This window comes from Streptomyces sp. NPDC051064 (genome assembly GCF_044455985.1).
Taxonomy (GTDB): domain Bacteria; phylum Actinomycetota; class Actinomycetes; order Streptomycetales; family Streptomycetaceae; genus Streptomyces.
On sequence record NZ_JBITFK010000003.1, the window covers coordinates 349,415 to 375,816 of the forward strand.

At 72.7% G+C, this 26,402-nt stretch carries 23 protein-coding genes and 1 pseudogene; 8 read left to right on the forward strand and 16 right to left on the reverse strand.

Annotation, left to right across the window (positions count from 1 at the left end; genetic code table 11):
* Nucleotides 1–140: 140 nt before the first annotated feature.
* On the forward strand, nucleotides 141–917 hold the full coding sequence (locus ACIBCU_RS13420) for an MBL fold metallo-hydrolase (protein ID WP_399231295.1): 777 nt from the start codon (nucleotides 141–143) through the stop codon (nucleotides 915–917).
* A complete protein-coding gene (locus ACIBCU_RS13425) occupies nucleotides 914–1,534 on the forward strand; it encodes a VTT domain-containing protein (RefSeq protein WP_362928242.1) in 621 nt (206 codons plus the stop codon). The genes ACIBCU_RS13420 and ACIBCU_RS13425 overlap by 4 nt, the downstream gene beginning before the upstream one ends.
* 27 nt (nucleotides 1,535–1,561) lie before the next feature.
* Here the strand turns inward: ACIBCU_RS13425 and ACIBCU_RS13430 are convergent, their stop codons facing one another.
* The 4 genes from ACIBCU_RS13430 to ACIBCU_RS13445 all read right to left on the reverse strand — a co-directional run bounded on the left by ACIBCU_RS13430 (nucleotide 1,562) and on the right by ACIBCU_RS13445 (nucleotide 5,571).
* Complete coding sequence (locus ACIBCU_RS13430; RefSeq protein ID WP_362928244.1) at nucleotides 1,562–2,584, reverse strand: MBL fold metallo-hydrolase; 1,023 nt, start codon at nucleotides 2,582–2,584, stop codon at nucleotides 1,562–1,564.
* A gap of 13 nt (nucleotides 2,585–2,597) precedes the next feature.
* Nucleotides 2,598–3,836 carry an aminotransferase class I/II-fold pyridoxal phosphate-dependent enzyme gene (locus ACIBCU_RS13435; protein WP_399231298.1) on the reverse strand — a complete coding sequence of 413 codons (1,239 nt, stop codon included), beginning with the start codon at nucleotides 3,834–3,836 and terminating at the stop codon, nucleotides 2,598–2,600.
* Nucleotides 3,837–3,952: 116 nt separating this feature from the next.
* Nucleotides 3,953–4,801, reverse strand: a complete 849-nt coding sequence (locus ACIBCU_RS13440) for an SMP-30/gluconolactonase/LRE family protein (protein ID WP_399231300.1) — start codon at nucleotides 4,799–4,801, stop codon at nucleotides 3,953–3,955.
* On the reverse strand, nucleotides 4,798–5,571 hold the full coding sequence (locus tag ACIBCU_RS13445) for an IclR family transcriptional regulator (RefSeq protein WP_362928284.1): 774 nt from the start codon (nucleotides 5,569–5,571) through the stop codon (nucleotides 4,798–4,800). Before ACIBCU_RS13445 ends, ACIBCU_RS13440 begins: the two co-directional genes overlap by 4 nt.
* 215 nt (nucleotides 5,572–5,786) lie before the next feature.
* On the opposite strand from ACIBCU_RS13445, the gene ACIBCU_RS13450 reads away from it, so the two are divergent.
* The 3 genes from ACIBCU_RS13450 to ACIBCU_RS13460 all read left to right on the forward strand — a co-directional run bounded on the left by ACIBCU_RS13450 (nucleotide 5,787) and on the right by ACIBCU_RS13460 (nucleotide 8,617).
* On the forward strand, nucleotides 5,787–7,283 hold the full coding sequence (locus tag ACIBCU_RS13450; protein ID WP_362928250.1) for a phosphatase PAP2 family protein: 1,497 nt from the start codon (nucleotides 5,787–5,789) through the stop codon (nucleotides 7,281–7,283).
* Between the two features lie 109 nt (nucleotides 7,284–7,392).
* Nucleotides 7,393–8,202, forward strand: a complete 810-nt coding sequence (locus ACIBCU_RS13455) for a class I SAM-dependent methyltransferase (protein WP_399231302.1) — start codon at nucleotides 7,393–7,395, stop codon at nucleotides 8,200–8,202.
* A gap of 61 nt (nucleotides 8,203–8,263) precedes the next feature.
* Nucleotides 8,264–8,617 carry a VOC family protein gene (locus tag ACIBCU_RS13460; RefSeq protein ID WP_362928254.1) on the forward strand — a complete coding sequence of 118 codons (354 nt, stop codon included), beginning with the start codon at nucleotides 8,264–8,266 and terminating at the stop codon, nucleotides 8,615–8,617.
* Nucleotides 8,618–8,622: 5 nt separating this feature from the next.
* Here ACIBCU_RS13460 and ACIBCU_RS13465 read toward each other — a convergent pair whose 3' ends face one another.
* From ACIBCU_RS13465 to ACIBCU_RS13475, 3 genes are all read right to left on the reverse strand, one after another.
* Entirely contained in the window at nucleotides 8,623–9,528 is a 906-nt protein-coding gene (locus tag ACIBCU_RS13465) for an arginase family protein (RefSeq protein WP_399231304.1), read from the reverse strand.
* Between the two features lie 142 nt (nucleotides 9,529–9,670).
* Nucleotides 9,671–10,711 (reverse strand): NAD-dependent epimerase/dehydratase family protein, encoded by a 1,041-nt coding sequence (locus ACIBCU_RS13470; RefSeq protein ID WP_362928258.1) that lies wholly within the window; start codon nucleotides 10,709–10,711, stop codon nucleotides 9,671–9,673.
* Nucleotides 10,712–10,737: 26 nt separating this feature from the next.
* Nucleotides 10,738–11,922: an alcohol dehydrogenase catalytic domain-containing protein gene (locus ACIBCU_RS13475; protein WP_362928260.1), complete on the reverse strand. Its 1,185-nt coding sequence runs from the start codon at nucleotides 11,920–11,922 to the stop codon at nucleotides 10,738–10,740.
* Nucleotides 11,923–12,216: 294 nt separating this feature from the next.
* Between ACIBCU_RS13475 and ACIBCU_RS13480 the strand changes: the two genes are divergently transcribed.
* The gene (locus ACIBCU_RS13480) at nucleotides 12,217–12,672 is read left to right on the forward strand and encodes an SRPBCC family protein (protein ID WP_399231309.1); all 456 of its coding nucleotides are present in this window, start codon (nucleotides 12,217–12,219) and stop codon (nucleotides 12,670–12,672) included.
* Nucleotides 12,673–12,706: 34 nt separating this feature from the next.
* Here ACIBCU_RS13480 and ACIBCU_RS13485 read toward each other — a convergent pair whose 3' ends face one another.
* The 8 genes from ACIBCU_RS13485 to ACIBCU_RS13520 all read right to left on the reverse strand — a co-directional run bounded on the left by ACIBCU_RS13485 (nucleotide 12,707) and on the right by ACIBCU_RS13520 (nucleotide 22,548).
* Nucleotides 12,707–13,795 carry a glutamate--cysteine ligase gene (locus ACIBCU_RS13485; protein ID WP_399231311.1) on the reverse strand — a complete coding sequence of 363 codons (1,089 nt, stop codon included), beginning with the start codon at nucleotides 13,793–13,795 and terminating at the stop codon, nucleotides 12,707–12,709.
* Between the two features lie 162 nt (nucleotides 13,796–13,957).
* Nucleotides 13,958–14,191, reverse strand: a complete 234-nt coding sequence (locus tag ACIBCU_RS13490; protein WP_399231313.1) for a DUF1049 domain-containing protein — start codon at nucleotides 14,189–14,191, stop codon at nucleotides 13,958–13,960.
* Nucleotides 14,192–14,302: 111 nt separating this feature from the next.
* The gene (locus tag ACIBCU_RS13495; RefSeq protein WP_362928268.1) at nucleotides 14,303–16,084 is read right to left on the reverse strand and encodes a CocE/NonD family hydrolase; all 1,782 of its coding nucleotides are present in this window, start codon (nucleotides 16,082–16,084) and stop codon (nucleotides 14,303–14,305) included.
* 142 nt (nucleotides 16,085–16,226) lie between these two features.
* A complete protein-coding gene (locus ACIBCU_RS13500) occupies nucleotides 16,227–17,171 on the reverse strand; it encodes an LD-carboxypeptidase (RefSeq protein WP_399231315.1) in 945 nt (314 codons plus the stop codon).
* Entirely contained in the window at nucleotides 17,168–19,168 is a 2,001-nt protein-coding gene (locus ACIBCU_RS13505; protein ID WP_399231317.1) for a prolyl oligopeptidase family serine peptidase, read from the reverse strand. Before ACIBCU_RS13505 ends, ACIBCU_RS13500 begins: the two co-directional genes overlap by 4 nt.
* Before the next feature lie 38 nt (nucleotides 19,169–19,206).
* Entirely contained in the window at nucleotides 19,207–20,550 is a 1,344-nt protein-coding gene (locus tag ACIBCU_RS13510; protein WP_399231319.1) for a M20/M25/M40 family metallo-hydrolase, read from the reverse strand.
* The gene (locus ACIBCU_RS13515) at nucleotides 20,543–21,376 is read right to left on the reverse strand and encodes a M55 family metallopeptidase (protein ID WP_362928286.1); all 834 of its coding nucleotides are present in this window, start codon (nucleotides 21,374–21,376) and stop codon (nucleotides 20,543–20,545) included. The genes ACIBCU_RS13510 and ACIBCU_RS13515 overlap by 8 nt, the downstream gene beginning before the upstream one ends.
* A gap of 170 nt (nucleotides 21,377–21,546) precedes the next feature.
* A complete protein-coding gene (locus tag ACIBCU_RS13520) occupies nucleotides 21,547–22,548 on the reverse strand; it encodes an aldo/keto reductase (protein ID WP_399231321.1) in 1,002 nt (333 codons plus the stop codon).
* A 124-nt stretch (nucleotides 22,549–22,672) separates the two neighbouring features.
* On the opposite strand from ACIBCU_RS13520, the gene ACIBCU_RS13525 reads away from it, so the two are divergent.
* Together ACIBCU_RS13525 and ACIBCU_RS13530 are read left to right on the forward strand one after the other, a co-directional pair.
* Nucleotides 22,673–23,566, forward strand: a complete 894-nt coding sequence (locus ACIBCU_RS13525) for a LysR family transcriptional regulator (protein WP_399231323.1) — start codon at nucleotides 22,673–22,675, stop codon at nucleotides 23,564–23,566.
* 132 nt (nucleotides 23,567–23,698) lie between these two features.
* Nucleotides 23,699–23,881, forward strand: a pseudogene (locus ACIBCU_RS13530) (acyltransferase); the annotation flags it as partial.
* Nucleotides 23,882–23,929: 48 nt separating this feature from the next.
* Here ACIBCU_RS13530 and ACIBCU_RS13535 read toward each other — a convergent pair.
* Complete coding sequence (locus tag ACIBCU_RS13535; RefSeq protein WP_399231325.1) at nucleotides 23,930–26,398, reverse strand: MFS transporter; 2,469 nt, start codon at nucleotides 26,396–26,398, stop codon at nucleotides 23,930–23,932.
* Between the last annotated feature and the right edge of the window lie 4 nt (nucleotides 26,399–26,402).

The window sequence follows — 26,402 nt, forward strand, 5'->3', positions numbered from 1 at the left end:
ACCCCTGCGGTAGCCCTCCGTAATCGCCCGCAGGCGTGCCGAGCCGGGCGCGAAGGAGCACTCCGGCGTGGGAGGAGCGCGGAGCGCCTACTCTCGTACGGGTACGGGTACGGGGCCGGAGAGGACGAGGAGGCAGGGCGGTGGAGGTCACCTGGTGGGGTCATGCCACCTGCACGATCGAGGACACCGGAGTCCGGTTCCTGACCGACCCGCTCTTCGCACGGCGCTTCGCGCATCTGCGCCGGCGCCGGGGCGAGGTCCCGCCGCCGGAGGCCGCGGTCGCCGACGCGGTCCTGATCTCCCACCTGCACTCCGACCATCTGCATCTTCCCTCCCTGGCCCGTCTCGCCCCCGGCAGCCTGCTGATCGTGCCCCGTGGCGCCGTGGGGGCCGTCCCGGGCCTCCGGCTGCTGCGCCGGGCGCGCGGGCTGCGGATCTCCGAGGTCGCGCCGGGGGACGTGGTGCGGGTCGGCGAGGTCCTGGTCCGGGCGGTTCCGGCTCTGCACGACGGGCGCCGGCTGCCGGTCGGCCCGCGCCGGGTGCCCGCTCTCGGATACGTCGTCGAGGGCGAGGCCCGCACCTATTTCGCGGGGGACACCGGGCTCTTCGAGGGCATGGCCGACGCTGTGGGACCGGTGGACGTGGCGCTGCTTCCGGTGGGCGGCTGGGGACCCAATCTGGGCCACCACCATCTGGACGCGGCCCGCGCCGCTCAGGTGCTCACCATGCTGGAGCCGCGGTCCGCGGTGCCGGTGCACTACGGCACGTACTGGCCGATCGGGATGGACGGGGTCAAGCCGCACGAGTTCCATACGCCGGGCGATGAGTTCGTGCGGCAGGCGGCGCGGGTGGCACCGGAAGTGGCGGTGCACCGGCTGGGGCACGGCGAGCATGTGAGGCCGGAGGCCCGTAGGTGATAGAGGAAGTGCTGGGGCAGCTGCCGACGGAGTCGACGCAGCAGGCCGTCGGCTATCCGTCGCTGTTCCTGCTCGTGGCGCTGGGGTCTCTGGTGCCGGTGGTGCCCACGGGGGCGCTGGTGAGTACGGCGGCCGTGGTGACGCTCCACCAGACGTCACCGTTCGCGCTGCTCGTGGTGTTCGCGGTGGCGTCGGGCGCGGCGTTCCTCGGGGACATATGCCTGTACTGGCTGGGGCAGCGCGGGGTGCGGTCCAGGAACGGCTCGAAGTGGCTGGAGGCGATCACCAGCAGGGCCGCTCCGGAACGGCTCGCGCAGGCACAGCGGAAGCTGGACGAGCACGACACGATGGTGCTGGTCCTGTCCCGGCTGGTGCCGGCCGGGCGCATACCGGTGATGCTGGCCTGTCTGCTCGGCGAGATGCCGCTGCGGCAGTTCGCCCGTGGTGACGTACCCGCGTGTCTGGCCTGGGCGGCGACGTACCAGCTGATCGGGATCCTCGGCGGTTCGCTGTTCGCCGAGCCCTGGGAGGGCGTGCTCGCGGCGGTCGTGCTGACGCTGTTGATCAGCGGGACGCCGGCGCTCTGGAAGCGGCTGCGGGCACGGACGGCCGACTGAGTCTCCGGTGCGCCGGCGGGGCACCGGTCAGGACTCCAGGACGCGTGAGGCGCCGACCGGCAGGTCCCAGAGGTCGGCGCGCGGGTGCCCGGCCCGCTGCCAGGCGGTACGGAGCCTGGTCAGCGGTTCGAGGACCGGTTCGGCGGAGAGCAGGAACGTCGCCCAGTGCATGGGGGCCATGGCGCGGGCCCCGAGGTCCTCGTACGCCTGCACGGCCTCCTCGGGGTCGGTGTGGACGTCCGAGAGCCACCAGCGCGGTTCGTACGCCCCGATCGGCAGCATCGCGAGGTCCAGGCCGGGATAGCGGAGGCCGATCTCCTTGAACCAGTGGCCGTAGCCGGTGTCCCCCGCGAAGTAGAGCCGCCGTCCCTGTGCGTCGCCGAGCACCCAGCCTCCCCACAGGGACCGGCAGGTGTCCAGGAGGGTGCGCTTGGACCAGTGGTGGGAGGGCACGAAGTCGAACCGGACTCCGCCCAGTTCCACCGACTCCCACCAGTCGAGCTCGGTGACGCAGGTGAAGCGGCGGCGCCGGCACCAGCGGCCGAGACCCGCGGGGACGAGGAGTGGGGTGTCCCTCGGGAGTCTGCGGAGCGTGGGGGCGTCCAGGTGGTCGTAGTGGTTGTGGCTGATGAGAACCGCGTCGACGGGCGGCAGCGCCTCCCAGGGGACTCCGACGGGGGTGATCCTGGCGGGGGTTCCCAGGATGCGCCGCGACCAGACGGGGTCGGTGAGGACGGTGAGTCCCCCGATGCGGACGATCCAGCTGGCGTGTCCGGCCCAGGTCACGGCCGTCGTGCCGGTGTCCGTGACCGGGAGCGGCTGGGGGGCGTACGGCAGCCGGTGAACGCCCCGGAGCCCCTCGGCGTTGGGCCGCAGGGCACGCTCCCTGGCCAGACGGGTCATGCCCCTGACACCCGGGAGCGGGGCGGTGAGGCGGTCGGCGAAGCTGCGGGGCCAGGTCCGCGGCTCACCGAGGCGGCGTGGAGCGTCGACGGGACGGCTGGGAGCGCGGCCGGTTCCGGCGAACGGACGCTGGGTCTGTTCCGTCATCGAGAGGCTCCTGTCATCGGAGTTCATCGAGGGCTGCTGCGAAAATGCTCAGTGCTCGGGCGACATGGGGCAATTTCAAGGGCTCCACCGCAGTGAGGGACTCCGTCTGCTGCTCCGGGGTTGAGCCGAGGAGCGGTCCGGTGCTCAGCCGCACCCGCAGCGCCCCCAGTTCGTCCCCGAACCGGTGCCCGCCGGGGGCCGGGGCACCGAGCAGTTCCGTCAGGTATTCCTCCAGTTCCATGGAGTCCGTGACGCCCCGGGCGGCCAGCCGGGTGCGCAGCGGTCCGAGATCGGCGTAGAGGTGGCGGCCGGCCTGCGGCGGCCTGGCGAGGGCGCCGACGGTGAGCACGGCACGGTGGGCGGCGGAGGCCACGTGGGACTGGAGGTGCGCCGCCTGCCGGATCCTGGCCGTGACGGCCTCGGGTTCGCCCAGCGCGTGGGCGGCGGCCCGGGCGACCGGCTCCGCCACGAGGGCGCCGAGCGCGGTGAGGATGTCGAGGACCCGGGCGCGGCGCGCGGCGGCGCGCGCGGTGGGCGGGAAGCGTGCGACGGCCACCGGCCAGGCGGAGGGGGTGAGCGCTCCGGCCAGGTCGGAGAGCACGGTGACGTCGTCGGGGCACATCTCGGCGGGGCTGAGGAGGACGGTGTCGTGGGGCCGGTGCAGGGTGTCGCGCCAGGTCTCGTCGCTGACGATGTGCAGCCCTTCGGAGACGGCGGCCTCGCACGCCTCGCGGACCAGTTCCGGCGGGGCGAGGGTCGCGGTCGGGTCGTCGACCACGGAGATCAGGAGCAGCCGGGGCCTGCCGCCCTCGGCGCGCACCCTGCGCACGGTCTCCAGCAGGGCGTACGGGTCGGGGATGCCGCCGCACTCGGCGGGCGTCGGCACGTGGTAGGCGGGCCGGCCCAGCAGCCGTGCCTGAGGCATCCAGGTGGCGGGGCAGGGCCGGGGCATGAGCACGTCGCCGCCGTGCGCCGCGATCAGGGCGAGGAGGAGCGGCTGGGCACCCGGGGCCGCCGCGATATCCTCGGGGCCGCCGTGGAGGCCCCGACGCCCCCAGTAGGCGCAGGCCGCCTCGCGCAGGAGCCTTCCGCCACCGGGCGGCTCGGGCCGGGTCCGCGCGGCCGACGCGGCCAGTACGCCGGCGAGCTCGGGCAGGACGGGGAGGCCGGGGTCGGGGGCGGGCGGCCCGTACCGGACCGGCCCGTGGTCCTCCCCGGGCGGGCGGGGCTGCTGCCGCTCGCTCCAGTGCATCCCGGGGCCTCCCTCCGCCTGCGTCCCTCTGGCCCCTTTATACGGAGGTTCCCCGGGGTCCGCCCGCGCACCGGCAGGGAGGCGGCAGAAATACGCACGCCGTCCACCCGCGCCGCTCATCCGGCGAACGGCGTCCCCGGCAGCCCCTGCCCCATGTCCGGCAGCACGAGCAGGGAGCCCGACAGCGGGTGCGGGGAATCCAGGCCCGTCCGGGCGGTGGACACGTACAGGTCGCGGAGGCCGGGCCCGCCGAACGCGCACGCCGTGGGCCGGCGGACCGGCAGGTCCACGACCCGGTCCACCCGGCCGTCGGGGGTGTAGCGCCGGATCGCCGCGCCGTCCCAGAAGGCGGCCCAGACACAGCCGTCGGCGTCCACCGTCAGCCCGTCGGGCCACCCGGAACCCTGCTCGACGCCGGCGAAGGGGCGCCGGTTCAGCACGCGCTCCCCGTCCACGTCGAAGACGTCGATGCGCCGTGTGGGGGTGTCGATGTAGTACATGAGCCGGCCGTCGGGGCTCCATCCGGTGCCGTTGCTGACGGTCACCGAGTCCAGGGCGCGGCTGACCGTGCCGTCCGGGGCGATCCGGGACAGGGTGCCGCCCCCCTCCGCCTCGTCGTAGCGCATGGTGCCCGCCCAGAGCGCGCCGTCCGGTGCCACGGCCGCGTCGTTGCCGCGCCGGCCGGGGACGGGGTCGTGGACCAGCCAGGAGAAGGCACCCGCCGCGTCGTACAGTCCCGCTCCGTCCCGCAGGACGACCACGAGGCCGCCGCCCGCCCGGGGTTTCGCCGCCCCGACGTGCTGGCCGGTGGCCATGACCGTACGGCGGCCGGTCGACGGGTCGTAGGTGTGGACGCGGGCCGAGAGGATGTCGACCCAGATCAGCCGCCCGGTGGCGGGGTCCCAGGTGGGGCCTTCACCCAGCTCGGCCTGCTCACGCACGGCCACCTCCAGGGCCGGCCTCATATCTGCGGCCGGTGGTGTCCGAGCCGGCCGGACAGCGCGTCGGCACCGCCCGCCGCGAGCTGCGCGAGTTCCGCCTCGCGCTCCTCGCTCCAGCGGATCATCGGCACCGAGATGGAGAGCGCGGCGACGACACGACCGGAGCGGTCCCGGACGGGCGCGGCCACACAGCTCACGTCCGGGTTCGACTCCCGGTGCTCCACCGCTATGCCCCGCTTGCGGACGACGGCGAGGGCCTCCCGCAGCTCCGTGGCGTCGGTGAGGCTGTTGTCGGTCATGGCGATGAGCTCGCGTCCGTCGAGTCGGGCGTCGAGTTCCGCCTCCGGGAGCGCCGCGAGGAGCAGCTTGCCGACGGAGGTGCAGTGCGCGGGCAGCTTCCGGCCCGCGGCCGAGACCATGCGGACGGCGTGGGTGGAGTCCACCTTGGCGATGTAGATGACCTCGGTGCCCTCCAGGATCGCCACGTGTACTGTCTCGCCGCAGGTCTCGGCGACCTCACGGGCCACCTGCTGCCCCTCGGCCGCCAGGTCGAGCTGTTCGGCGTAGCGGCTGCCCAGCTGGTAGGTGCGCACGCCCAGCCGGTACCGGCCCGGCTGCTCGGGGACCGTGACCAGGTAGGACCGCGCGGCGAGCGTGGTGAGCAGTTCGTGCACGGTGGTCCGCGGCAGTTGGAGCTTGCGGGTGACCTCGGGAGCCGAGAGGGTTCCCTCGCCCTGGAGGAAGAGCTCGAGAACATCCAGCGCCCTGGTCACCGCAGGGACGAGTCGCCCCATGATCGCCCGCCAATCTCGTTCGACACTCCGGTCAATGACCGGAATCACGAACGCAGGCTAGCCGCAGGAAACTTGTCCGGGCAATGTGCTCGGCGCCACGGAGCGGGCGGGGCGGGGATGATTCCCCGCATCTCACCCGATTCCGCCGGGATCCGACGGGGCTCGCTGTGCGCGCCTCCTGGTTCACCGCCCGGTCGCAGGGTATTCGCTGTCCCATGTCGACAACGCGCAGTCTCTCCTCCCCCGGCCACTGGCGGGCCTGGTTCCACCAGCGCGATCTCGCCGCGTTCCAGCGCGTGGCCGAAAGACACTGGCCCGGCGCCGAGCCGGTCCTGCCACGGCTGAGCCGCAGCGCCAACCATGGGCTGCTGTGGTTCGGAGCCGCCGCGGGCATGGCGGCGCTGGGCTCCAGCGCGCGGTCCCGCAGGGCGGCGCTGCGCGGGGTCGCCTCGCTGGCCGTCGCCTCGGCCGCCATCAACACCGTGGGCAAGGGCGCGGTGCGCAGGGAGCGCCCGATAGTGGATCTGGTTCCGGTCATCAGGCAGCTGAAGCGGCAGCCGTTCACCACGTCCTTCCCGTCGGGACACGCCGCGTCCGCGGCGGCTTTCGCGACCGGCGTCGCCATGGAGTCGAAGGGCTGGGGCGCGGTCGTCGCCCCGGTGGCGGCGGCCGTGGCGGCCTCCCGCGTCTACACGGGGGTCCACTATCCGAGCGATGTGCTGGCCGGTGCGGCGCTCGGCATAGGAGCCGCGTTCGCACTGCGGGGCGTCGTACCGACCCGTGGACAGCTCCCGGCCCCGGGCCGCCCGCCGGCCGATGCCCCCGCTCTGGCGGCGGGCCGAGGCCTTGTGGTGGTCGTCAACCGGGAGTCCGGCTCCGCGACCGCGGCGGCGACGATGATCCGCGACGCGCTGCCGCTCGCGGAGACGGTGGAGTGCGCGCCCGCCGATCTGCCGGGATGCCTGGAGAAGGCGGCGGGGCAGGGCAGGGCCCTGGGTGTCTGCGGAGGCGACGGTACGGTCAACATGGCGGCGGCCGTGGCGGCGACCCACAGCGTGCCGCTCGCCGTGTTCCCCGGCGGGACTCTCAACCACTTCGCGTACGACCTCGGCATCGAGACCGTGCAGGACACCGTGACGGCGCTCATCACGGGCGACGCGGTCCGGGTCGACCTGGGCCGCTTCCGGCCCGGGCCACAGGGGCCGGACGGAGCGCACGGCTACTTCCTCAACGCCTTCAGCCTGGGCGTCTATCCGGAGCTCGTGCGGACCCGGGAGCACTGGGCCCCCCGCATCGGCGGCTGGCCCGCCGGGGTGCTCGCGGCCTTCGAGGCGCTGCGCGGTTCGCGCCCGCTGACGGCGGAACTCCAGGGGAGGCGGCGGCCGTTGTGGCTGCTGTTCGTGGGCAACGGGCTTTTCCAGCGGGTGGGCCCGGCCCCGGGCCGCCGCCACAATCTGGCGGACGGCCTGCTGGACGTTCGCGTGGTGCACGGCGGCCGCACCCCAGGGCTCCGGCTGCTCGCCGCAGCGATCGCCGGACCGCTCAGCCGGTCGCCCGTCCACGCCGCGGTACGGCGCCGCAGGGTGCGGCTCGCCGGCCTCACGCCGGGGACTCCTTACGCGTACGACGGCGAAGTGGCCCACTCCGGAACGGAGTTGCTGATCGACAAGCTGCCCGAGGCGCTGACGGTGTACTGCCCGATGCCGGTGTAGCGAGCGACCACCGACGACCACATCATGAGACGCCTATCTCAGGATGCGACATCGCGGCGTACCGTCGACTCATCGCCTGCGACTGAGGTCCGAGAGAGGACGTACGGCCATGCCGAAAGAACCAGCGGTCTACACACACGGCCACCACGAGTCGGTGCTGCGCTCGCACCAATGGCGCACCGCCGCCAATTCGGCGGCCTACCTGATCGGCGAACTCCGCCCGGGCCAGGCGGTTCTGGACGTGGGCTGCGGGCCGGGCACCATCACCGCGGACATCGCGTCACTGGTGACGCCCGGCCGGGTGACGGCGGTCGACACCAGCAGCGACGTACTGGAGCGCGCGGCGCGGAACGCCGCCGAACGCGGCGTGGACAACGTGGAGTTCACCACGGCTGACGTCCACGCCCTGGACTTCCCCGACGACTCCTTCGACGTCGTCCACGCCCATCAGGTGCTCCAGCACGTCGGTGATCCCGTGCTGGCGCTGAGCGAGATGCGGCGGGTCTGCAGGCCGGGCGGCATCGTCGCGGCCCGCGACAGCGACTACGCGGCCATGACCTGGTTTCCTGAGGTGCCCGGGATGCGGGAGTGGCTGGAGCTGTACGGCCGGGTGGCCCGCGCGAACGGCGGCGAGCCGGACGCCGGACGCCGGCTGCTCTCCTGGGCGCGGCAGGCGGGTTTCACCGACATCACCCCGACAGCGGCGGCCTGGTGCTTCGCCACCCCGGAGAACCGCGCCTGGTGGAGCGGCCTGTGGGCGGACCGCACGACCGCGTCGGTGTACGCGAAGCTGGCGGTGGACGGCGGGCACGCGAGCGCCGGAGAGCTGACGGCGATCTCGGAGGCCTGGCGCGCATGGGGCGAGGAGCCCGACGCGTGGTTCATGGTGCCCCACGGCGAGGTGCTCTGCCGGGCGTGATCCGCGCAACGGCGCCGGGAATCGATCACATCCGGCGGGGTCGGCAACTACCCTCGTGCGCATGGAGATCCTGGGAACCACGCTGCGTATCTGTGTCGACGACCTGGAGGCCGCGGTGGCCTTCTACGAGGGCCTGACCAGCACTCCGGCACAGCGCTTCGAGCGCGGCGGGGTCTCGGTGGCCGCGATCGGCTGCTTCCTGCTGATGAGCGGCCCCGAGTCGCAGCTGGAGGTGTTGCGCAAGGTGTCGGCGACCATCGCGGTCAAGGACGTCGACGAGGCGCACGCGGCGCTGACGCGGGTGGGCGCGAAGGTCGTCGCGGGCCCGGTGCCCACCCCTGCCGGCCGCAATCTGATCGCCCTGCACCCGGACGGCTCGGTCTTCGAGTACGTCGACCGGAACGTGCCCGCCTGACGTGCTCAGCCCGCCGGCTCCTCGGCGAAGGCGCCGACGACCAGGTCGGTGAGCAGCGCGCCGGCTGTGCCGTTCGGGTCCAGATCGGGGTCGTAGATCGTGACGTTGAGACCGACGCAGCGCGGTGACCGGACCAGGGTCCGCAGGAGCGTGGCGAGTTCGTCGGGGAACAGGCCGCCGTCGTCGGGGCTGTCGACGGCGGGCATCACGCCCGGGTCGAGCACATCGGCGTCGAGGTGCACCCAGAAGCCGTCGAGGACGGGGACCTCCAGGGTCTGCACCACGGCGCGGGCGATCTCGGCGGGCCCCCGTTCCCTGATCTCCCCCACCGTCGCGTTGGAGATCTTCAGCGCGGTCATCTCGGCGCGGTCCTCGTCGTGGTCACGCATGCCGAAGAGCCGGATGTCCTCGTCCTTGAGGTACGGCCCCAGCCCTTCCAGGTCGGTGAGATCGGCCTGACCCCGTCCGGTGGACAGGGCCAGTTCCTCGCCGCCCGCCGCGCCGATCCGGTCGCTGTTGCCCGGGTGCCGGAAGTCCGCCGAACCGTCGATCGCGGCGAGCCCGTACCGTCCGATGCGGCGCAGGGCGAGGGTGGCGCCGAGCTGGATGGAGCAGTCGCCGCCGAGGACGACCGGGAACTCACCGGCCCTGACGTGCCCCTCGATACGGTCGGCGAGCGTCCTGGTGTAGCGGGCGATGGCGGCGGCGTTGAAGACGCCGTCGCCCTCCTGCCAGTCGCCGCGGTCGTAGCGCGGCGGTACGACGACACCGCCCTCGAACGCTCCGAGCCGCTGCACGATCCGCTGCTCACGGAGCGCGCCGGCCAGTTTGTAACAGCCGGGCACGGTGCCGGGTGCGGGGGGCCGCAGCCCGAGGTTCGAGGGGGCGTCGAGGACCACACGTGTGCGCATGCGGCCCATCCTTACCGCTCCGGCCCACGCGTGTCTCCCGATGCGTGAAAGGCCGGCTCAGCCGAGCAACCGGGCGGCGACGGGAGGCCGGACCCCGGCACTCCGTCACCTCGGAGGAGTGGCCCGGCGGAGACCGGTGCGCTCATCCCCACCGGCTGCCGGCCAGCGGGGCGGTGTCCTCCCCCTCGCCCCGGGAGACTCCGTGCAGAAAGGCGGTCAGCGCCTCGGTGGCCGAGTACGCGGGCCGCCAGCCCAGTTCTTCCCGGGCCCGGGCGCTGTTCATGACCGGGAGCCGCAGCACGGCGTCGAACAGGTGCGGGGAGGCGGGCACGGCGTGGGTCCGCCACGCGGCGGCCAGGGCGCTCCGCACCAGTGCCGTCGGGGCGCGCACGACCCGGGCATCGAGCAGTTCGCCGAGCTGCCGGGCGTCGGTCACGGAGTCCGCGGCGAGATTGAAGGCGCCCCGGACGTCGTTCGTGACGGCGAGCCGGTACGCCTCGGCCGCGTCGTCCGTGTGCAGCACCTGGAAGCGCAGCCCCTTCAGATCGGGGACGAACGGCAGCAGGTCGGGGCGGAGCAGGACGCCCGGCAGACGGCGGCCGCCGAAGATCCGGCGCTGTTCGCTCGCCGCCGTCCTCTTGAACAGGAACCCCGGGCGCATACGCACCACCCTGATCCCCGGGTTCCGTAGCTCGTAGGTGTCCAGTACCCGTTCCAGGTATGCCTTCTCCCGGCAGTACGCCGCATCGGGCCACCCGTGCGTGGGCCACTGCTCGTCCACCCCCGGCTCCTGTTTCGGCCCCGGCGAGTAGGCGCCCACCGACGAGGCGTGGACCAGCACCGGCACGCCCGCGTCCCGGACCGCGCCGAAGACCCGCAGTGAGCCCTCGACGTTGCTCCGCCAGGTGACGACAGGATCGTGCGTGGGCTGGAAGCGCCAGGCCAGGTGGATGACGGCGTCGGCGTCGGCCAGGTGTTCCGCCAGCCTTCGTGGGCTGTCGCCGTGTTCGAGGTCCACCGTGCCCCACTCCACACCGGGCACGGCGAGCTCCGGGCGCCGTCGCGCCAGGCCGAGGACGGAGGCCACGGAGGGGTCCTCCGCCAGCGCCCGGACGACACTGGTGCCCACGTTTCCGGTGGCGCCGGTGACCACGACGCGCCGGCCCCGGGGTGCGTTCGTCATCGCTCCTCCTGCCCCGAGTCGGGGGGTCACGGCCTGAGCAGGGTCTTCACCATGCCGTCCGTCTTCCGCTGGAAAGTCTCGTACGCCTTCGGTCCGTCGGCCAGCGGCAGGTGGTGGGTGGCGAAGCCGTCCACCCCGAGCGGATCGTCGTCGACGAGCAGCGGCAGGAGGTCGGGCACCCAGTTCCTGACGTTGGCCTGCCCCATCCGCAGCTGAATCTGCTTGTCGAACATCTTGAGCAGTGGCAGCGGGTCCACGGCGCCTCCGTAGACGCCGGAGACGGACACGGTGCCGCCCCGGCGCACCAGATCGATCGCGGTCAGCAGGGCGCTGAGGCGGTCGATGCCCGCGCGCTCCATGAGCGCGCGGGCCGCCGTGTCGGGCAGCATGCCCACGGCCCACTGCCCCGCCTTGGCCACGGGCGCTCCGTGCGCCTCCATGCCGACGGCGTCGATGACGGCGTCGGTCCCGCGTCCGTCGGTGAGATCGCGCACGGCGTCTCCGAGGTTCTTGCCGTGCTCCCGCAGGTCCAGGGTCCGGACGCCCCGCGCGGCGCTCCGCTGCAGGCGGTCGGAGACCAGGTCCACGCCGATGACCAGGCCGGCGCCCCGGTGCAGGGCGATGCGTGCCGCCATGTCGCCGATCGGCCCGAGCCCCAGGACCGTCACACTGCCGCCGGGTGGCACGGCCGCGTACTCCACGGCCTGCCAGGCGGTCGGAAGGACGTCCGACAGATAGACGAACCGGTCGTCCGGCGGGCCGTCCGGGACCTTGACCGGCAGGGTGTTGCCGAAGGGGACGCGCAGCAGCTCGGCCTGTCCGCCGGGCACCTGCCCGTAGAGCTTGGTGTATCCGAACAGGGCGGCGCCGCTCCCGTACTCACGGACCTGGGTGGTCTCGCACTGCGACTGGAGCCCCTGGTCGCACATGAAGCAGTCACCGCAGGAGACGTTGAACGGGACAACGACGCGGTCCCCGCGCTTGAGGGCGGTGACCTCGCGGCCCGTCTCCTCCACCACGCCCATCGGTTCGTGCCCGAGGATGTCGCCCGGCGTGAGATAGGGGCCGAGCACCTCGTACAGATGGAGGTCCGATCCGCAGATACCGCTCGACGTGATCCGGACGATGATGTCCGTCGGATCCTGGATCACGGGGTCGGGGACCGTCTCCACACGGACGTCCCGCCGTCCTTGCCAGGTGAGTGCGCGCATGCGCCCTCCTCAGTTCTTCCGGGTGGGTTCGCCGGCATGGTGCATTTTCCGTTCTACTGCCCGCCCGCTCGTACGGTGAACAGGACTCCGGGCGGATCACCGGTGGCCGCGGCCGCACGGGCGCGGCCACCCGCCGATGGGGCGGCCGGAGCCCCGTTAGGCCGTTCGGGTGAGTTCCGGGACGGCTTCCCGGGGGGACCGGCTCCGACATGTCGGCTGCGGGCGGGACACGTAGCATTTCCGGTGAACCCACCGCCGTTCCCACCCGTCCGATGTCCGTGTGTGGAGGCGTCCATGGCCATTCGCCACCAGCTGATTCACCACCCGCCCTCGGCTCTGTGGGCGGTACTGGAACAACCGGAGCAGTACGGGAAATGGGTGGTGGGAACGCATGACTCCCGCCTCCTGAAAGGCCGGTGGCCCGAGGTGGGCTCCTCCATCGAGTACACCCTGCGGCTCGGCCCGAAGGACTTCCAGGGCCGTACCACCGTGCGCCGTCTGAAGCGGCCCGGAGCGCTCGAGCTGGAGGTGCACAGCGGGTTCCTGGGCACGGCGCGCATCGCGTTCGACATCCGCCCCTGGGGTGACGAGACCCTGGTACTGCTCGACGAACACCCGCTGCAAGGGCTCGGCGGCACCTTGCACAACGTCGCCCTCGACGCGGTCCTCCAGATCAGACACCGCACCATGCTGAGACGGCTGGCCGAGGCGGTCGACAGCCATGCGGAGGGCGGGCAGCCCGCCGGGTGACCGCCCGCGGTCGCCCCCGTGCACGCGCGGGCGGTCAGCCTCGGGTCCTGGCCGCGCACTCGGTCACGACGGTCCGGAGGCTGTCCGAGCCCGCCAGCAGTGCACGCTGGGCCCGGGACCCGGTCCCCCGCGCCAGCAGGGTCCGCAGGGCCTTGTCCGCCGACGCGAGGTCACCGCTGTCCTCCAGCGCGTCACCCACATGGGTGAGCAGTGCGCCCGCGACATCGGCGGCCGGCTCGGGGCGCATGGTGAGGGGATGGAGCAGCGGCCCCTCCATGCCCGAGCGGGCGGACTGCCAGGCGGCCATGCGCAGCGCGCTCACCGGGGCCGGGTCCGGCGGGTCACCGGCCCGCCAGGCGCGGGCCGCCGTCTCGACCAGGCCGCGCACGAGCGTGGCGAGCAGCACGGTGTCCGCCGGGTCCAGGCACACGTCCGCGACCCTGACCTCCACCGTGGGGTAGCGGTGCGAGAGCCGCGCGTCGAAGTAGATCATTCCCTCGTCGCGCAGGACACCGGTGCCGACCAGCTGCCGGACCTGCTCGTGGTAGCGGTCGGCGGAGCCGAACACCTCCACCGGGCCGGCCGACGGCCAGCGGCCCCACACCCTGCTCCGGTAGCTGTCGTACGAGGTGTCCTGTCCCTGCCAGAAGGGGGAGTTCGCGCTCAGCGCCAGCAGGACCGGAAGCCAGGGCCGCATCCGGTCCAGTACGGCGACGCCCTCCTCGTCCGACTCCACCGATACATGCACATGGCACCCGCAGGTCAGCTGCTCCTGTGCGGTCAGGCCGAACCGCTCCGCCAGCCACCGGTACCGCTCATCCTCTCCGATGGAGGGGCTGACCGGCAGCGGTGAGGTCGCCAGGGCCGCCACGGCGGCGCCGGCCTCGGCCGCGCTGCGTGAGGCCTCCGCCCGCCAGCGGAGGATCTCCTCAGCCAGATCGTCCATCACTCCGCGTGGCTCGGTGGCGAACTCCAGCTGCTGGTCGTGCAGTTCGGACTCGAAGACGGAGTCCCCCTCGGCCCGGCGTTCCGCCAGGGCCAGCACCGCCGTCGACAGCGCGCGGGCGTCACCGCTTTCCGCGTCGACGAGCAGCAGTTCTTCCTCGACACCGACAGTCCGCACGTTCGCATCCTCCTCAGCCGCCCGCTGCCATCCGGTACGCGTAGCGGGTGATGAGGCGCGCGTACCCCCGGCGACACCTTTCAGGCTGCCGCACCTCGGCCCGGTGGTGCGAGGACGGAGAGGATGGCCGTCGGCGCCGCGAGCCGTTCGGACCGCTGTCTTCTAGCGCGCCGCCCGCTTGCGGAACAGATAGGCCCCGCAGAGCCCGCCCGCCAGGAAGACGCCCAGCAGCGCCGCCCAGAGCGGCATCGTGACCTTGGGGATGATGACGCGGATGGTGACCTCGGCGGTGTTCACGCAGATGAAGACGATGGTCAGAATCGCCAGCACGATGACGGCGATCCGGGCCGGCGCGAAGGCGCTCGTGGTGCCGCTTGATACGTCCTTGGGGCTCATGCACTGCCCTTTCGCTCGTCCTGGTGCCGGGCCGGGAACGGCGGTCCCCGGACCCAGGATGGCGCGGTCCCGGGTCCGGGGAGCTGTGGAGCAGGGCCGTACGGGTGACGGTCAGCCGATGACGGGCAGCTCCAGCACGCCGGTGTCCTGCGGGGCGCTGACCACGGTGACCGGCTTGATGCCCCGGTTGCCGAAGTACGCCGTGTCGCTCGCGGCGATCACGAACCGCAGCCGGTGCCCGGTCTCGTACCGGTGCACGATGCCGGGCAGCTCGACGGTGAAGGCGCGGGTGACGTCCGGGACGCGGACGGGGGCGACCAGGCGGTTCACCAGCTTCTGGGTCCCGTCGGGTGCCACGTCGTACACCTTCGCGAACAGGGTCAGCTTGTCCGCTGCGTCGCCGCTGTTCTGGACCCGTTCCGTCTTCGGGGAGACGACCTTCAGGGTGGCCTTCGGCGCGCCGACGACATCCACCGGCGCGGTCAGTGGCTCACTGGTCCAGCCGAGGTAGGTGCCCTTGGTGTCGTACGGCGCCGGGTCGGTCAGCCCGATGAGTCCGGCGAGAGAGCTCTCGGAGTGGCTGGTCGGCAGGAGCCAGTTGGTGTACTGCCGGCTGCCGCGCGTGACCTTGGAGCGGCTGTCCACCAGGGCGCCGTCACCGGAGAGGTACATGGTCCGGGACAGGGCGGGGACGGCGGCCGCGGTGCCGTAACCGCTCTCCCAGTCGCGGTAGTAGGCGAACTCGGGTCCGGTGGCGGCGGACTCGTCGTGGTGGAGGTAGCGGTCGAACCAGGCGAGGATGCGCTGCCCGACGTAGCTGGTCCCCAGATTGCCCGTGGCCAGATCGAGTTCGCCGGGCACGGAGCCCCCGCTGTGGCCCCAGGCCTGCCAGATCATCTTCGTCGTGGTGCCCTGGGCCTCGAGCGCCCGGTAGGTGGCCGTGGCCTCGTTGAGGTTGAAGAGACTGTCTGCCTGGCCCTGGACGAGGAGCGTGGGCGCGGTGACGCCGGACAGATAGGAGGCCGGTGAGACGCTCCGGGCGTACGTCAGCATCTTCTCGGTCGCGTCGGCAGGATAGCGGCCGGAGTTCAGGAGCCGGATTATGTCGCACGCCTGCGCGGCGAAGTGCAGGCAGCCGAGGCTGCCGAAGCGCGAGGGGTCGAGGCCGGGGACCAGCAGCGGCTGCCCTTCGCCCATCAGGTAGAAGCCGTTGGTCCACTGCCACTTGAAGACGCCGGGGGTGTCGGAGGAGACGCCCCGGGTCGCTCCGGCGGCGTTGGGGGCGAGCGAGTACGCCAGGTCGTTCCAGGTGATCAGCGGGACGAGCGCGTCCACGCGGTGGTCGGCGGAGGCGGCCGCCATCTGGATGGCTCCGCCGTACGAGCCGCCGATCATGCCGACCACCGGGTCGCCCGGTGCGTCCGTGGTGACGTAGTCGGCCCTGGTGCCGTCGTCGGCGGCGCGGGTACCGGCGAGGAAGTCGACGAGCCCGGAGGCCGCCTTGCCGTCGATCGCGGGGTCGTCGAGCGTGATGAGGCAGCCGGACTTGCCGAAGCCCAGCCCCGAGTAGACGAGTCCGACGTAGCCGCGTTCGGCGAAGGCCTTGCCGATGACGTCCGTGGAGCCGTCGGACTTGCTGCCGCCGAAACCGTTGGTGGCGAGGACGGCCGGGGCCGGGTGCTGCGCGTCGGCTCCGGCCGGCCGGTAGAGGTCGGCGTCGACCGTGCAGGACCGGTCGCCGGCCCGCACGGTGAACTCCAGTGGGGTGACGGTGTACTGGTCGGCCGCGGACGCGGGTGGGGCGCCGGTCAGAGCGAGCGGGGCGAGAAGCGCCGCCCCGGCGAGCAGGGCGAGTGGACGTGGACGGCGGAATCTGGGCACAGCTCGCGACACATGGACCTCCACACCGAGGACACATTACCGACCGGTAAGTACCGGGCCAGGCCCATGTTGTGACACACCTCATACCGCTGTCAACGCGCGTGGGCGGAGTTTTCCGGGAGGGACCCGCGACCGCGCCCGGCCCGACGGGCCGTCAGACCAGCGCCGGGACCTGGGAGGTCAGCGTGCAACGGCCGCCGTCGGCCGGGGCCTCCAGCACCGCCGGCACACCGAGAGGGACGGTCAGCGCCGTGGGGCCGTGGCCGAAGCCCAGCTCCTCGACCACCGGAACCCCGAGCCCCCCGAGCCGGTCGGCGAGGACGGCCCGCACCCCTTCGTAGGGGCCGCAGCCCTCCCAGGAGCCGCACACCACACCGGATATCCCGTCGAGGGCGCCGATGCGCAGCAGCCGGGTGAGGACGCCGTCGAGCCGGTACGGCTCCTCCCCGGTGTCCTCGAGCATCAGCAGCCCGCCCTGGACCGAGGTCCGGGCGCGCGGGGTTCCGGCGTCGGCGGCGAGCAGCGTGGCGCAGCCGCCGTAGGTGACCCCCGGGGCCGTGCCGGGCACCAGCGCGACCGCCGTGTCCAGCCCCAGGGTCTGCACCGACTCGGGCTCGAACAGGGTGGAACGCAGGGCCTGTTGGGTGTCCACGTCCTTCAGGAAGACCTCGGTGGCGACCATCGGGCCGTGCAGGGTCGAGAACCCGGCCCGCACGGCGAAGGCCTCGTGCAGCACGGTGATGTCGCTGTAGCCGACGAACACCTTGGGCCCGGCCGCCCGCATCGCGGGCCAGTCCAGGAGATCGACCATGCGGTGGGCGCCGAACCCTCCCCTGGCACACAGCACGGCGTCCACGGAGGGGTCGCACCAGGCTTCCTGGAGGTCCCGGGCGCGGTTCTCGTCCGTGCCGGCGAGGTGGTCCAGCTCCGGATGCGTGTCGAGCACGTGGGGCGCCGCGACGGGGTCGAGGTCCCAGCCGCGCAGCAGGTCGAGGCCGCGTTCCAGCCGTTCGAGCGGCACGGGGCCGCTGGGGGCGACGACCACGACCCTGGCACCGGGCCGCAGCCGGGCCGGGCGGGCGAGGGGCTCCAGGGTCACTTCTGCAGCTCCAGCCGCGGCACGTCGGGGCGGTCGATTCCGAACGTCTGGGCGTACAGGGAGAGTTCGGCCTCCAGCGCGCGCCTCACGGTGTCGGCGCGGCGGAAGCCGTGCCCCTCCCCCTCGAAGGTGAGGTAGGCGTGCGGGATCCCGCGCCCCTCGGTCGCGGCGAGGAAGCGCTCGCACTGGACGGGCGGGCAGATCGGGTCGTCGAGCCCCTGGAGCAGCAGGAACGGGGCGGTGATCCCGTCCGGGTGGTTGACGGGCGAGCGCTCCCGGTAGCGCTCGGGCACCTCGGCGTACGGACCCACGAGCGACTCCAGGTACTGCGACTCGAAGTCGTGCGTCTCACCGGTCGCCCAGCCCTCCAGGTCGAGGATCGGGTAGCTGATCGCTCCGCAGGCGTAGACATCGGTGCGCGTGAGGGAGGCGGCGGCGGTCCAGCCCCCGGCGCTTCCGCCCCGGATCGCCAGCCGGTCACGGTCGGCCGAGCCCTCCTCGGCCAGCCCCAGGGCGACGGCGGCGCAGTCCTCCACATCGACGACGCCCCACTGTCCGCGGAGCCGTTCGCGGTAGGCGCGGCCGTAGCCGGTCGAACCGCCGTAGTTCACCTCCGCGACGCCGATGCCCCGGGAGGTGAAGTAGGCGATCTCCAGGTCGAGTACGAGCGGGGCGCGGCCGGTGGGACCGCCGTGCGCCCAGATGACGTAGGGCGGCAGCTCGCCGCCGGGTCCGGTGCGGTCGGGGTGGCGCGGCGGGTACACATGGGCGTGGATCTCGCGGCCCGCCGGTCCGGTGAAGGTGCGGATCTGCGGTTCGGGGTGGTAGGCGGGGTCGACCGCGTCCTGGTGGGGGGCGCCGATGGTCCGGGTGTGCCCCGTGGCCGTGTCCAGCTCCACCACCTCGTACGAGCTGTGGGGGCTCGCGGCGATACCGATGACCCTGGTGTCCTGCACGGCGAGCGTCTCCGCCCACGCGGTCCAGGGGCCCACGGCGTCGACGAGTTCACCGGTCTCCGGGTCGAGCACACCGAGCGCGGTGGTGCCCCGGCCGTGGATGACGGCGATCAGCCCGTTGTCCAGGAGCTGGAACCAGCGCAGTCCGATCTTCCACAGCGGCCCGCCGAACTCCTCGCTCCGGCCGCCGCAGAGGCGGCTGGTGGGCACGACCGCTCCGGCGACGGCGTCGGGCCTGAGGCGCTGGAGCTCCCACCAGCCTCCGACGTCCGAGACGAAGAGCAGCGATCCGTCGCGGTCCCACTCCACCTGGACGACCGATTCGTCGATGTCGCCGACCAGGGGCCGGACCCCGGTGAAGTCGCCGTCGGCCGTGACGTCGGCCATCTTCACGACGGTGCCGTCCCACGGCATCTCCGGATGGTCCCAGGAGATCCAGGCGACCCGGCGGCCGTCGTGCGACAGCCTGGGCCCGGTGACGAACCGGTTCCGGTCGTCGGTGAGTTCGCGTACGGCGCCGCGGTCCCCCGCAGCCGATCCGTCAAGCGGCACGGCGGCGATCACGCGCCGTACATCGGTGGGCGACGGGCCGGTGAACTCCTCCAGCACGCACCACACCTCACCGCGTCCGAGGCGCAGCTGCGGGTCCACCCAGCGCAGTCCGCCGCCGAGGTCCGACACGGGGGTCAGCGGCCACGGTTCGCCGGGCCCGTCCGGCGCGTAGGCGTACAGCCGCTGGTCGGGGAAGTGGACGAAGACGACCAGGGGCCCGCCCTCCTCCCGTGCCGCACCGGCCCACGGCACTCCGCCGTACTCGATGACGCGGCTGCGGGGGTTCCACGGTTCGGGAAGCACGGAGCGGGTGCTGCCGTCGGCCCTCCGGCGTACGAGGGCGCGGCGGCCGCCCTCGGCGGGGCGCGGCTCCGTCCACCACACCTCGTCTCCGACGGTGCCGACGAACTCCGGCCTGCCGTCGTGCGCCGCGGTCAGCGCCGCGTCGATCGGTGACGGCCATGTGCCGTACGCCGCTGTGGACGCCATGGTCGGTTTCCCCCTCTTCGGTCGGGCGGTGCGGATCGTCAGGCGGTGCGCAGGAAGTGGTCCAGGACCCGGACGCCGAAGTGCAGGGCGTCGACGGGGACCCGCTCGTCGACGCCGTGGAACAGCGCCTGGTAGTCGAAGCCGACAGGCAGCTTCAGCGGGGAGTAGCCGTAGCCGGTGATGCCGAGACGTGAGAACTGCTTGGCGTCCGTGCCGCCCGACATGCAGTACGGCACGACGTGGGCGTCCGGGTCGAACAGCTCGATGGCCGCGCGCATCTTCGCGTACGTCGGCGAGTCGACCGGGGCTTCGAGCGCGACCTCCCGGTGCTGGAACTCCCAGTCGACGCCGGGGCCGGTCAGCCGGTCCAGGGTCTCGCGGAACTCGTCCTCGCCGCCGGGGACCATGCGTCCGTCGATCTGGGCGGTGGCGTGACCAGGGATCACGTTGACCTTGTAACCGGCGTCCAGCATCGTCGGGTTGGTGCTGTTGCGCACGGTCGGCTCGATCAGTGCCGCGGCGGGGCCGAGCTTGCCGAGCAGCTCGTCCACGTCGAACCCGGGGGCGTCGGGATCGACACGTATGTGGTGGAGCGCGGCGATCTCGGTGAGCGCGGCCCGTACGGTCGGGGTCAGCCGCACCGGCCACTCGTGCGCGCCGATCCTGGCGACGGCGGCGGCGAGCCTGCTGACGGCGTTGGCCCTGTTGACCTTGGAGCCGTGGCCGGCCTTTCCCTCGGCGGTCAGCTTCAGCCACCCCGTGCCGCGTTCCCCCGCCGCGACGGGGTAGAGCGACATGCCGGGTCCTGCGTGGAAGGTGAAGGCCCCGGACTCGCTGATGCCCTCCGTGCAGCCTTCGAAGAGCTCGGGGTGCCGGTCGGCGAGGAAGCCGGCGCCGTCGTGCGCGCTGGCCTCCTCGTCGGCCGTGTAGGCGATGACGATGTCGCGGCGCGGGCGTACGCCCGCACGTGCCCAGGCACGGACGACGGCGAGGACCATCGCGTCCATGTTCTTCATGTCGATGGCCCCGCGCCCCCACACGACGCCGTCGCGCACCTCCCCGGAGAAGGGGTGCACGGTCCAGTCCTCCGCCATCGCGGGCACCACGTCGAGGTGACCGTGGACGAGGAGGGCGTCGGCGGAGGGGTCGGTGCCCTCGATCCGGGCGACGACGTTGGTCCGTCCCGGCGTGCGCTCCAGGAGGGCCGGTTCCAGTCCGGCGTCCGCCAGCCGCTCGGCGACGTACTCGGCGGCCGGTCGTTCCCGGCAGGTGTCGTCGCCCCGGTTGGTGGTGTCGATCCGGATCAGCTCGGAGGTGAACGTCACCGATTCTTCGAGCGCCCGCTCGTCGACCGGTCCGGTGGGGTTGCCCGCCTCAGCCATACTGCTCCTCCACGGCGGCCGACACGATCGTCGTCACCGCCTTGAATGTGCGAATACCTTCGTACATCGTCCCGCTGGTATAGACGACGCGCCGCTCGCCGCTCGGCGCCACGCCGGGGACCACGGTCGCGGCGGCCCCCAGATGCTCGGCGTCGAACTCCAGCTCCACCGTGTACGAGCCGCTCGTCACGGGTGTGCGGCGGCCGGCGAGCGCGGTCGCCCCGGCGGCGGCCGCCCTGATGTCGGCGGCGGTACGGGCCGGGGTCCGGCACACGGCGGCGTACCGCGAGACGTGGTCCTTCACCGCCACCGTACGCGCCTCGGGGGCGTAGCCCTGGGCGTCCTCACAGGTCAGGTCGTCGCCGGTGACCAGGATGACGGGCACGCCGTACTCCGCCGCGACATGGGCGTTGAGCAGGCCCTCACTGGCGCGGACCCCGTTCAGCCAGACCCCGGTGATGGAGTTGGCGAGGTAGGTGTGGGCGAGCACGCCCTCCGTGCCGGCGCCCGTGTGGTAGCCCACGAACGCGACGGCGTCGACGTCGCCGTGCTGGATGCCCTCGACCATGGAGAGGGACTTGTGCTTGCCGGTGAGCATCTGGACGCGGTCGTCGAGCCGCTCCAGGAGCAGGTTGCGCATGGTCCAGTGGGCCTCGTTGACGAGGACCTCGTCGGCGCCCCCGTCGAAGAAGCCGAGTGCGGCGGCGTTCACATCGGAGGTGAAGAGCGAACGGCACCGTTCCCACTGCGGGGTGCCGGGCAGCACATCGGCCGGCCACGTCACGCCGGTGGCGCCCTCCATGTCGGCGCTGACGAGGATCTTCACGTACGCGGTCCTGTCGCTGGTCGGTCGCTCCCCCGCCCGTTCCCGGGAAGAGGATCTTCGTGCCGCATCACGGTACGCGCCGGGACAGCGCCGGACCAGGGCGTCGGTGATCTGCCACTGGTCCAGTCCGGTGAAGCCGTCCGCCGCACGGGCGGCGGACGGCTCGGAGGTCAGGCGCGGGCGGAGCCCTTGACGAGCTCCTCGATCCGGGCGAGTTCGTCCTCGCCGAACTCCAGGTTGCCGACCGTCGCCACGCTGTTCTCCAGCTGGGCGACGCTGCTCGCGCCGACGACCGCGGAGGTGACCCGGCCGCCGCGCAGCACCCAGGCGAGCGCCATCTGGGCGAGGGACTGTCCGCGCTCGCGGGCCATCTCGTTCAGTGCGCCCAGTCGGCTCACGAGGTCCGGGGTGACGGCCTCGGCCGACAGGAAGGGGCTGCTCCCCGCCGCGCGCGACCCCTCCGGGATGCCGTTCAGATAGCGGTCGGAGAGGATGCCCTGCTCCAGCGGGGAGTATGCGATGGAGCCGGTGCCGAGCTCGTCGAGGGCGTCCAGCAGTCCGTCCTCGACCCAGCGGTCGAGCATGGAGTAGCGCGGCTGGTGGATGACGAGGGGCGTGCCCAGCTCGTTCAGGATGCGGGCGGCCTCGCGGGTCTGCTCGGCGGAGTAGTTGGAGACGCCGGCGTAGAGCGCCTTGCCCTGCCGCACCGCCGTGTCGAGCGCGCCCATCGTCTCCTCGAGCGGGGTGTCGGGGTCGAAACGGTGCGAGTAGAAGATGTCGACGTAGTCCAGGCCGAGCCGGGTCAGGCTCTGGTCCAGCGAGGAGCGCAGGCTCTTGCGGGAACCCCACTCCCCGTACGGCCCCTCCCACATGTGGTACCCCGCCTTGGTCGAGATGACGATCTCGTCCCGGAGTCCCGCGAAGTCCGTCCTCAGGGCGCGGCCCATGGCGGTCTCGGCGGAGCCGGGCGGCGGGCCGTAGTTGTTGGCGAGGTCGAAGTGGGTGATGCCGAGGTCGAAGGCCCTGCGCAGGATCTCGCCCTGGCTCTCGGGGGTACGGTCGCCACCGAAGTTGTGCCAGAGCCCGAGCGACAGCGCGGGGAGCAGCAGGCCGCTGCGTCCGGTGCGCCGGTAGGGCATGGCGGCGTAGCGGTCGGCGGACGGAACGTACATACGGGCACTCCACGGGGCACGGACTGGCGCGCCAGGACCGGTGCGCGTACCCAAGACTGACGGAGAACGATCCAGCGGTCCAACAGGAGATTCCGCTGGGATTCATCGGTTAGATTGCTCAATCATGGAACTGCGTCAGCTGGAGCACTTCGTCGCGGTCGCCGAGGAGCGGCACTTCACCCGGGCGGCCGAGCGTCTGGCCGTCTCCCAGTCGGGGCTGTCCGCCTCCGTCCGCGCGCTGGAGCACGAGCTGAGGACGCCGCTGTTCAGCCGTACGACACGCACGGTCCGGCTCACCGAGGCGGGGGCTGCCCTGCTGGTGGAGGCGGAGCGCACGCTGGCCGGTGCCAGGGCGGCGCGGGACGCCGTCGACGCCGTACGGGGGCTGCTGCGCGGCACGCTGACGCTGGGGGTGGAGCAGTGCGTGGCCGGGGTCAGCACGGCGCGGCTGCTCGCGGCCTTCCACCGGGAGCATCCGCACATGGAGATCAGGCTCCGGCAGGAGGGCACGTCCAGCCTGCTGGAAGGGGTGGCGGGCGGGCGGCTCGACCTGGCGTTCGCGGCGACCGTGAGCCCGCCGGAGTGGCGGGGCGAACTCGTGCCGCTGGCCCGGGAGCCCATGGTTCTCCTGTGCGCCCCCGGTCACCGGCTCGCCCAGGACGACGTACGGGTGGCGTGGGGCGATCTGCGCGGCGAGTCGTTCATCGACTTCCACCCGGACTGGGGGCCCAGGCGTGCGGCGGACGAGGCGTTCGCCGCGGCGGGGGTCCGCCGCACGGTGGCACTGGAGGTCAACGACGTGCACAGCCTGCTGGAGCTGGTGCACGAGGGCCTCGGGATCGCGGTCGTGCCGCACCACTTCTCCCGTAAGCCGGAGGCCCGGGGCCTGGTCGCGGTGGAACTCGACGGAGCGCACCGGCCGGCCTACGAGAGTGTCGTGGTCCTCCCGCCGGCCCAGGCCATGACCCCGGGGGCGAAGGCGCTGATGACGCTGGTCCGGGAGGCTCCGCTGCGCTGACCCCGGCCGCCTCTCAGCCGCTCAGCGCTTCGGCGAACGCTCCCGCTTGCTGGTCGACTCCGCTGCAGGCGTCCGAGGCTGTCTCCGTGTCCTCGCCCGAGCCGCACTCCTGGTCGCGGAAGGCGGCCCACGCTGATGGCCGCGGTGCCGCTGATCGACCTCATGTGGGAGGTGCCGGCGCTGGAGCGGCGCCTGCCGCTGGACGGTCCCTGGTGGCAGTTCGGCGTCGCCTGGGTGCTGATCGCCGCAGCCTTGGTGTGCTTCGGCTGGGCCGAGGACGTCGCGGCGAGGCGGAAGCCCCGGCTGCTGCCGTGAGCGGGGCGGGTGTGCCGCTCGCACACCCGCCCCGGGCCGGACGGACGGTCAGTCCTCGTGGCCCAGCTGGAGGTCGCGTTCGGTGCGGCCTCCCCCGGGGAGCTGGAGCACGGTGGCGACCGGCGGATAGCCGGCGGCGATCACGGTGTACTCGCCGGTCGACAGGTCGACGAACCGGAACGCCCCGTCGGAGCCGGTGGTCAGGGTGTCGACCACGTTGCCCGCCGCGTCCAGCAGCGTGACCCTGGCGTCCTCGACGGCCCGCCCGCCGGGAGCGCGCACGATCCCGCGGAGCACGGCGCCGCCCGCCAGCTCGATGTCCTGCCTGGTCTCCCGGGCGGCCTGCACGCTGACCGGGAGAGCGGCCGGGCGGAAGGCCGGCGCGCTGGCCGCGAGGGTGTACTCACCGGCCACCAGCTCGCTGATGACATAGGCGCCCTCGCGTCCGGTCCGGGTCGTCGCGACGACTTCGCCCCGTACGTCGGTGAGGGTGACCGCCGCGTCGCGGACGGGGGCTCCGTCGGGTGTGACGACCGCGCCGGCGAGCCGTCCCGCCCCGCCCAGGACCACGTCGAGCTCCACCGGCCGGTCGCTGACGGTGACGCTGACGGCCTGCGGCTGGTGCCCGCCCGCGGCGGCGATCAGCACATAGGCCCCCGCTCCTGGCGCGCTCAGCGCGTACCGCCCGTCGTCGGCGCTCGCTCCGCGTCCGACCTGCCGTCCCTGGACGTCAATGAGGGTGAGCGCGGCCCGCCCCACCTTCGTGCCGTCGGGGTGCTGGACGCATCCGCACACCGGGACCCCGGGGAGCGGGCCGGGCTGCGGCGGGCCGGGGTCGGTGCGGGCCGCGGGGATCGTGGAGTGCGCCTCGGTCGGGTCGGGGGCCGTCTGGGGGGTGTGGTGGGACACCAGCGGTTTCTCCTTGAGGAAGAAGGCGAGGAACAGGCCGAGCAGGAGCACCGGCACCAGGTAGAGGAAGATCCGCGGCATCGCGTCGGCGTACGCCTGGATGTAGGCGTCGCGCAGTGCGGGCTCCATGGAGTGGACCAGCTGCGGGGTGATCGACTCGGCGTCCGGCAGATCGGCGCCGGAGGGGAGCCGCACCCCGAGCGCGTCACCGAGCCGCCCGGCGAACAGGGTGCCGAAGATCGCGGCTCCGACGCTGCCGCCGATCTGCCGGAAGTAGTTGTGCGCGCTGGTGGCGGTGCCGAGGTCGGAAGGGCGTACGGAATTCTGCACGGCCAGCACCAGGATGGACATGACGAGGCCGATCCCGATGCCCAGGACGGCCTGCCAGATGCCGTACTCCAGCGCCGAGGTGCCGGTGTCGAGCAGGGAGAGCAGCCACATGCCGACGGCCGACACGGCTCCGCCCACCAGCGGATAGACGCGGTAGCGGCCTGTACGCGAGACCAGCTGTCCGGAGACGACGGAGGAGATGACGATGCCGCCCATCATGGGCAGCATCAGCAGCCCCGACTCGGTGGCGGACACGCCCTCGACCATCTGGAGGTAGGTCGGCAGATAGCTGGCCGCACCGAAGAGGGCGACGCCGACGACCGCGCCGACCAGCGAGGTGATGTTGAAGACGGAGTCGCGGAACAGGCGGAGCGGGATGATGGGTTCGGCGGCCCGGTGTTCGACGACGAGGAAGAGCAGCGTCGTTCCGGCAGCCCCTGCGGCGAGCCCCAGGATGGTCCGGGAGCCCCAGGCGTACTCCGTCCCGCCCCAGCTGGTGAGCAGCACCAGGCAGGTCGACGCGACGGCCAGCAGCAGCGCCCCCAGCACGTCGAGGCGGGGGCGGACGGCCGGTTTGGGCAGCTTCAGCACGAGGGCGATGACGGCGAGGGTGACGAGGCCGAACGGCACGTTGATGTAGAAGCACCAGCGCCAGGAGGCGTGGTCGGTGAAGAAGCCGCCGAGGAGCGGTCCGGCCACCGAGGCGAGGCCGAAGACGGCCCCGATGAGGCCCATGTAGCGGCCCCGCTCCCTGGCCGGGACGATGTCGGCGATGATCGCCTGGACGCCGATCATGAGTCCGCCGCCGCCGATGCCCTGGACGGCCCGGAACGCGATGAGTTCGTCCATGGTGCGCGACCAGCCCGCCAGGGCGGAGCCGATGATGAAGACGACGATCGCGAACTGGAAGACGCCCTTGCGGCCGAAGAGGTCGCCGAGCTTCCCGTAGAGCGGCAGACCGATCGTGGAGGCGAGCAGATAGGCGGTGACCGCCCAGGACATCTTGTCCAGGCCGTGCAGCTCACCGACGATCTTCGGCAGGGCGGTGGCGACGATCATCTGGTCGAGCGCCGCGAGCAGCAGGGTGAGCATCAGCCCGAGGAAGACCAGCCGGAGCCTGCGGGGGCTGATCCCGTCCGGCGGCGCGGACGGTCCGGCGGCGGACGGCGGCGGGGGCGGCTCGTACTCCGCCTCGGTGCCGGGCGCCGCCCGGGAACCAGGCGCCCCGCACTCCGTGCCTCCCGGCTCGTCCTTCACCAGAGTGATCCCACCCACCACGTAA

Coding starts and splice junctions, on each gene's coding strand:
- ACIBCU_RS13475 (WP_362928260.1), bottom strand. CDS start 11,922: ATGCGCGCACTCACCTGGCAAGGACGGCGGGACGTCCGTGTGGAGACG.
- ACIBCU_RS13490 (WP_399231313.1), bottom strand. CDS start 14,191: ATGAGCCCCAAGGACGTATCAAGCGGCACCACGAGCGCCTTCGCGCCG.
- ACIBCU_RS13435 (WP_399231298.1), bottom strand. CDS start 3,836: ATGCACTGGAGCGAGCGGCAGCAGCCCCGCCCGCCCGGGGAGGACCAC.
- ACIBCU_RS13480 (WP_399231309.1), top strand. CDS start 12,217: ATGGCCATTCGCCACCAGCTGATTCACCACCCGCCCTCGGCTCTGTGG.
- ACIBCU_RS13525 (WP_399231323.1), top strand. CDS start 22,673: ATGGAACTGCGTCAGCTGGAGCACTTCGTCGCGGTCGCCGAGGAGCGG.
- ACIBCU_RS13460 (WP_362928254.1), top strand. CDS start 8,264: ATGGAGATCCTGGGAACCACGCTGCGTATCTGTGTCGACGACCTGGAG.
- ACIBCU_RS13450 (WP_362928250.1), top strand. CDS start 5,787: ATGTCGACAACGCGCAGTCTCTCCTCCCCCGGCCACTGGCGGGCCTGG.
- ACIBCU_RS13465 (WP_399231304.1), bottom strand. CDS start 9,528: ATGCGCACACGTGTGGTCCTCGACGCCCCCTCGAACCTCGGGCTGCGG.
- ACIBCU_RS13505 (WP_399231317.1), bottom strand. CDS start 19,168: ATGGCGTCCACAGCGGCGTACGGCACATGGCCGTCACCGATCGACGCG.
- ACIBCU_RS13440 (WP_399231300.1), bottom strand. CDS start 4,801: ATGAGGCCGGCCCTGGAGGTGGCCGTGCGTGAGCAGGCCGAGCTGGGT.
- ACIBCU_RS13455 (WP_399231302.1), top strand. CDS start 7,393: ATGCCGAAAGAACCAGCGGTCTACACACACGGCCACCACGAGTCGGTG.
- ACIBCU_RS13430 (WP_362928244.1), bottom strand. CDS start 2,584: ATGACGGAACAGACCCAGCGTCCGTTCGCCGGAACCGGCCGCGCTCCC.
- ACIBCU_RS13510 (WP_399231319.1), bottom strand. CDS start 20,550: ATGGCTGAGGCGGGCAACCCCACCGGACCGGTCGACGAGCGGGCGCTC.
- ACIBCU_RS13445 (WP_362928284.1), bottom strand. CDS start 5,571: ATGGGGCGACTCGTCCCTGCGGTGACCAGGGCGCTGGATGTTCTCGAG.
- ACIBCU_RS13470 (WP_362928258.1), bottom strand. CDS start 10,711: ATGACGAACGCACCCCGGGGCCGGCGCGTCGTGGTCACCGGCGCCACC.
- ACIBCU_RS13520 (WP_399231321.1), bottom strand. CDS start 22,548: ATGTACGTTCCGTCCGCCGACCGCTACGCCGCCATGCCCTACCGGCGC.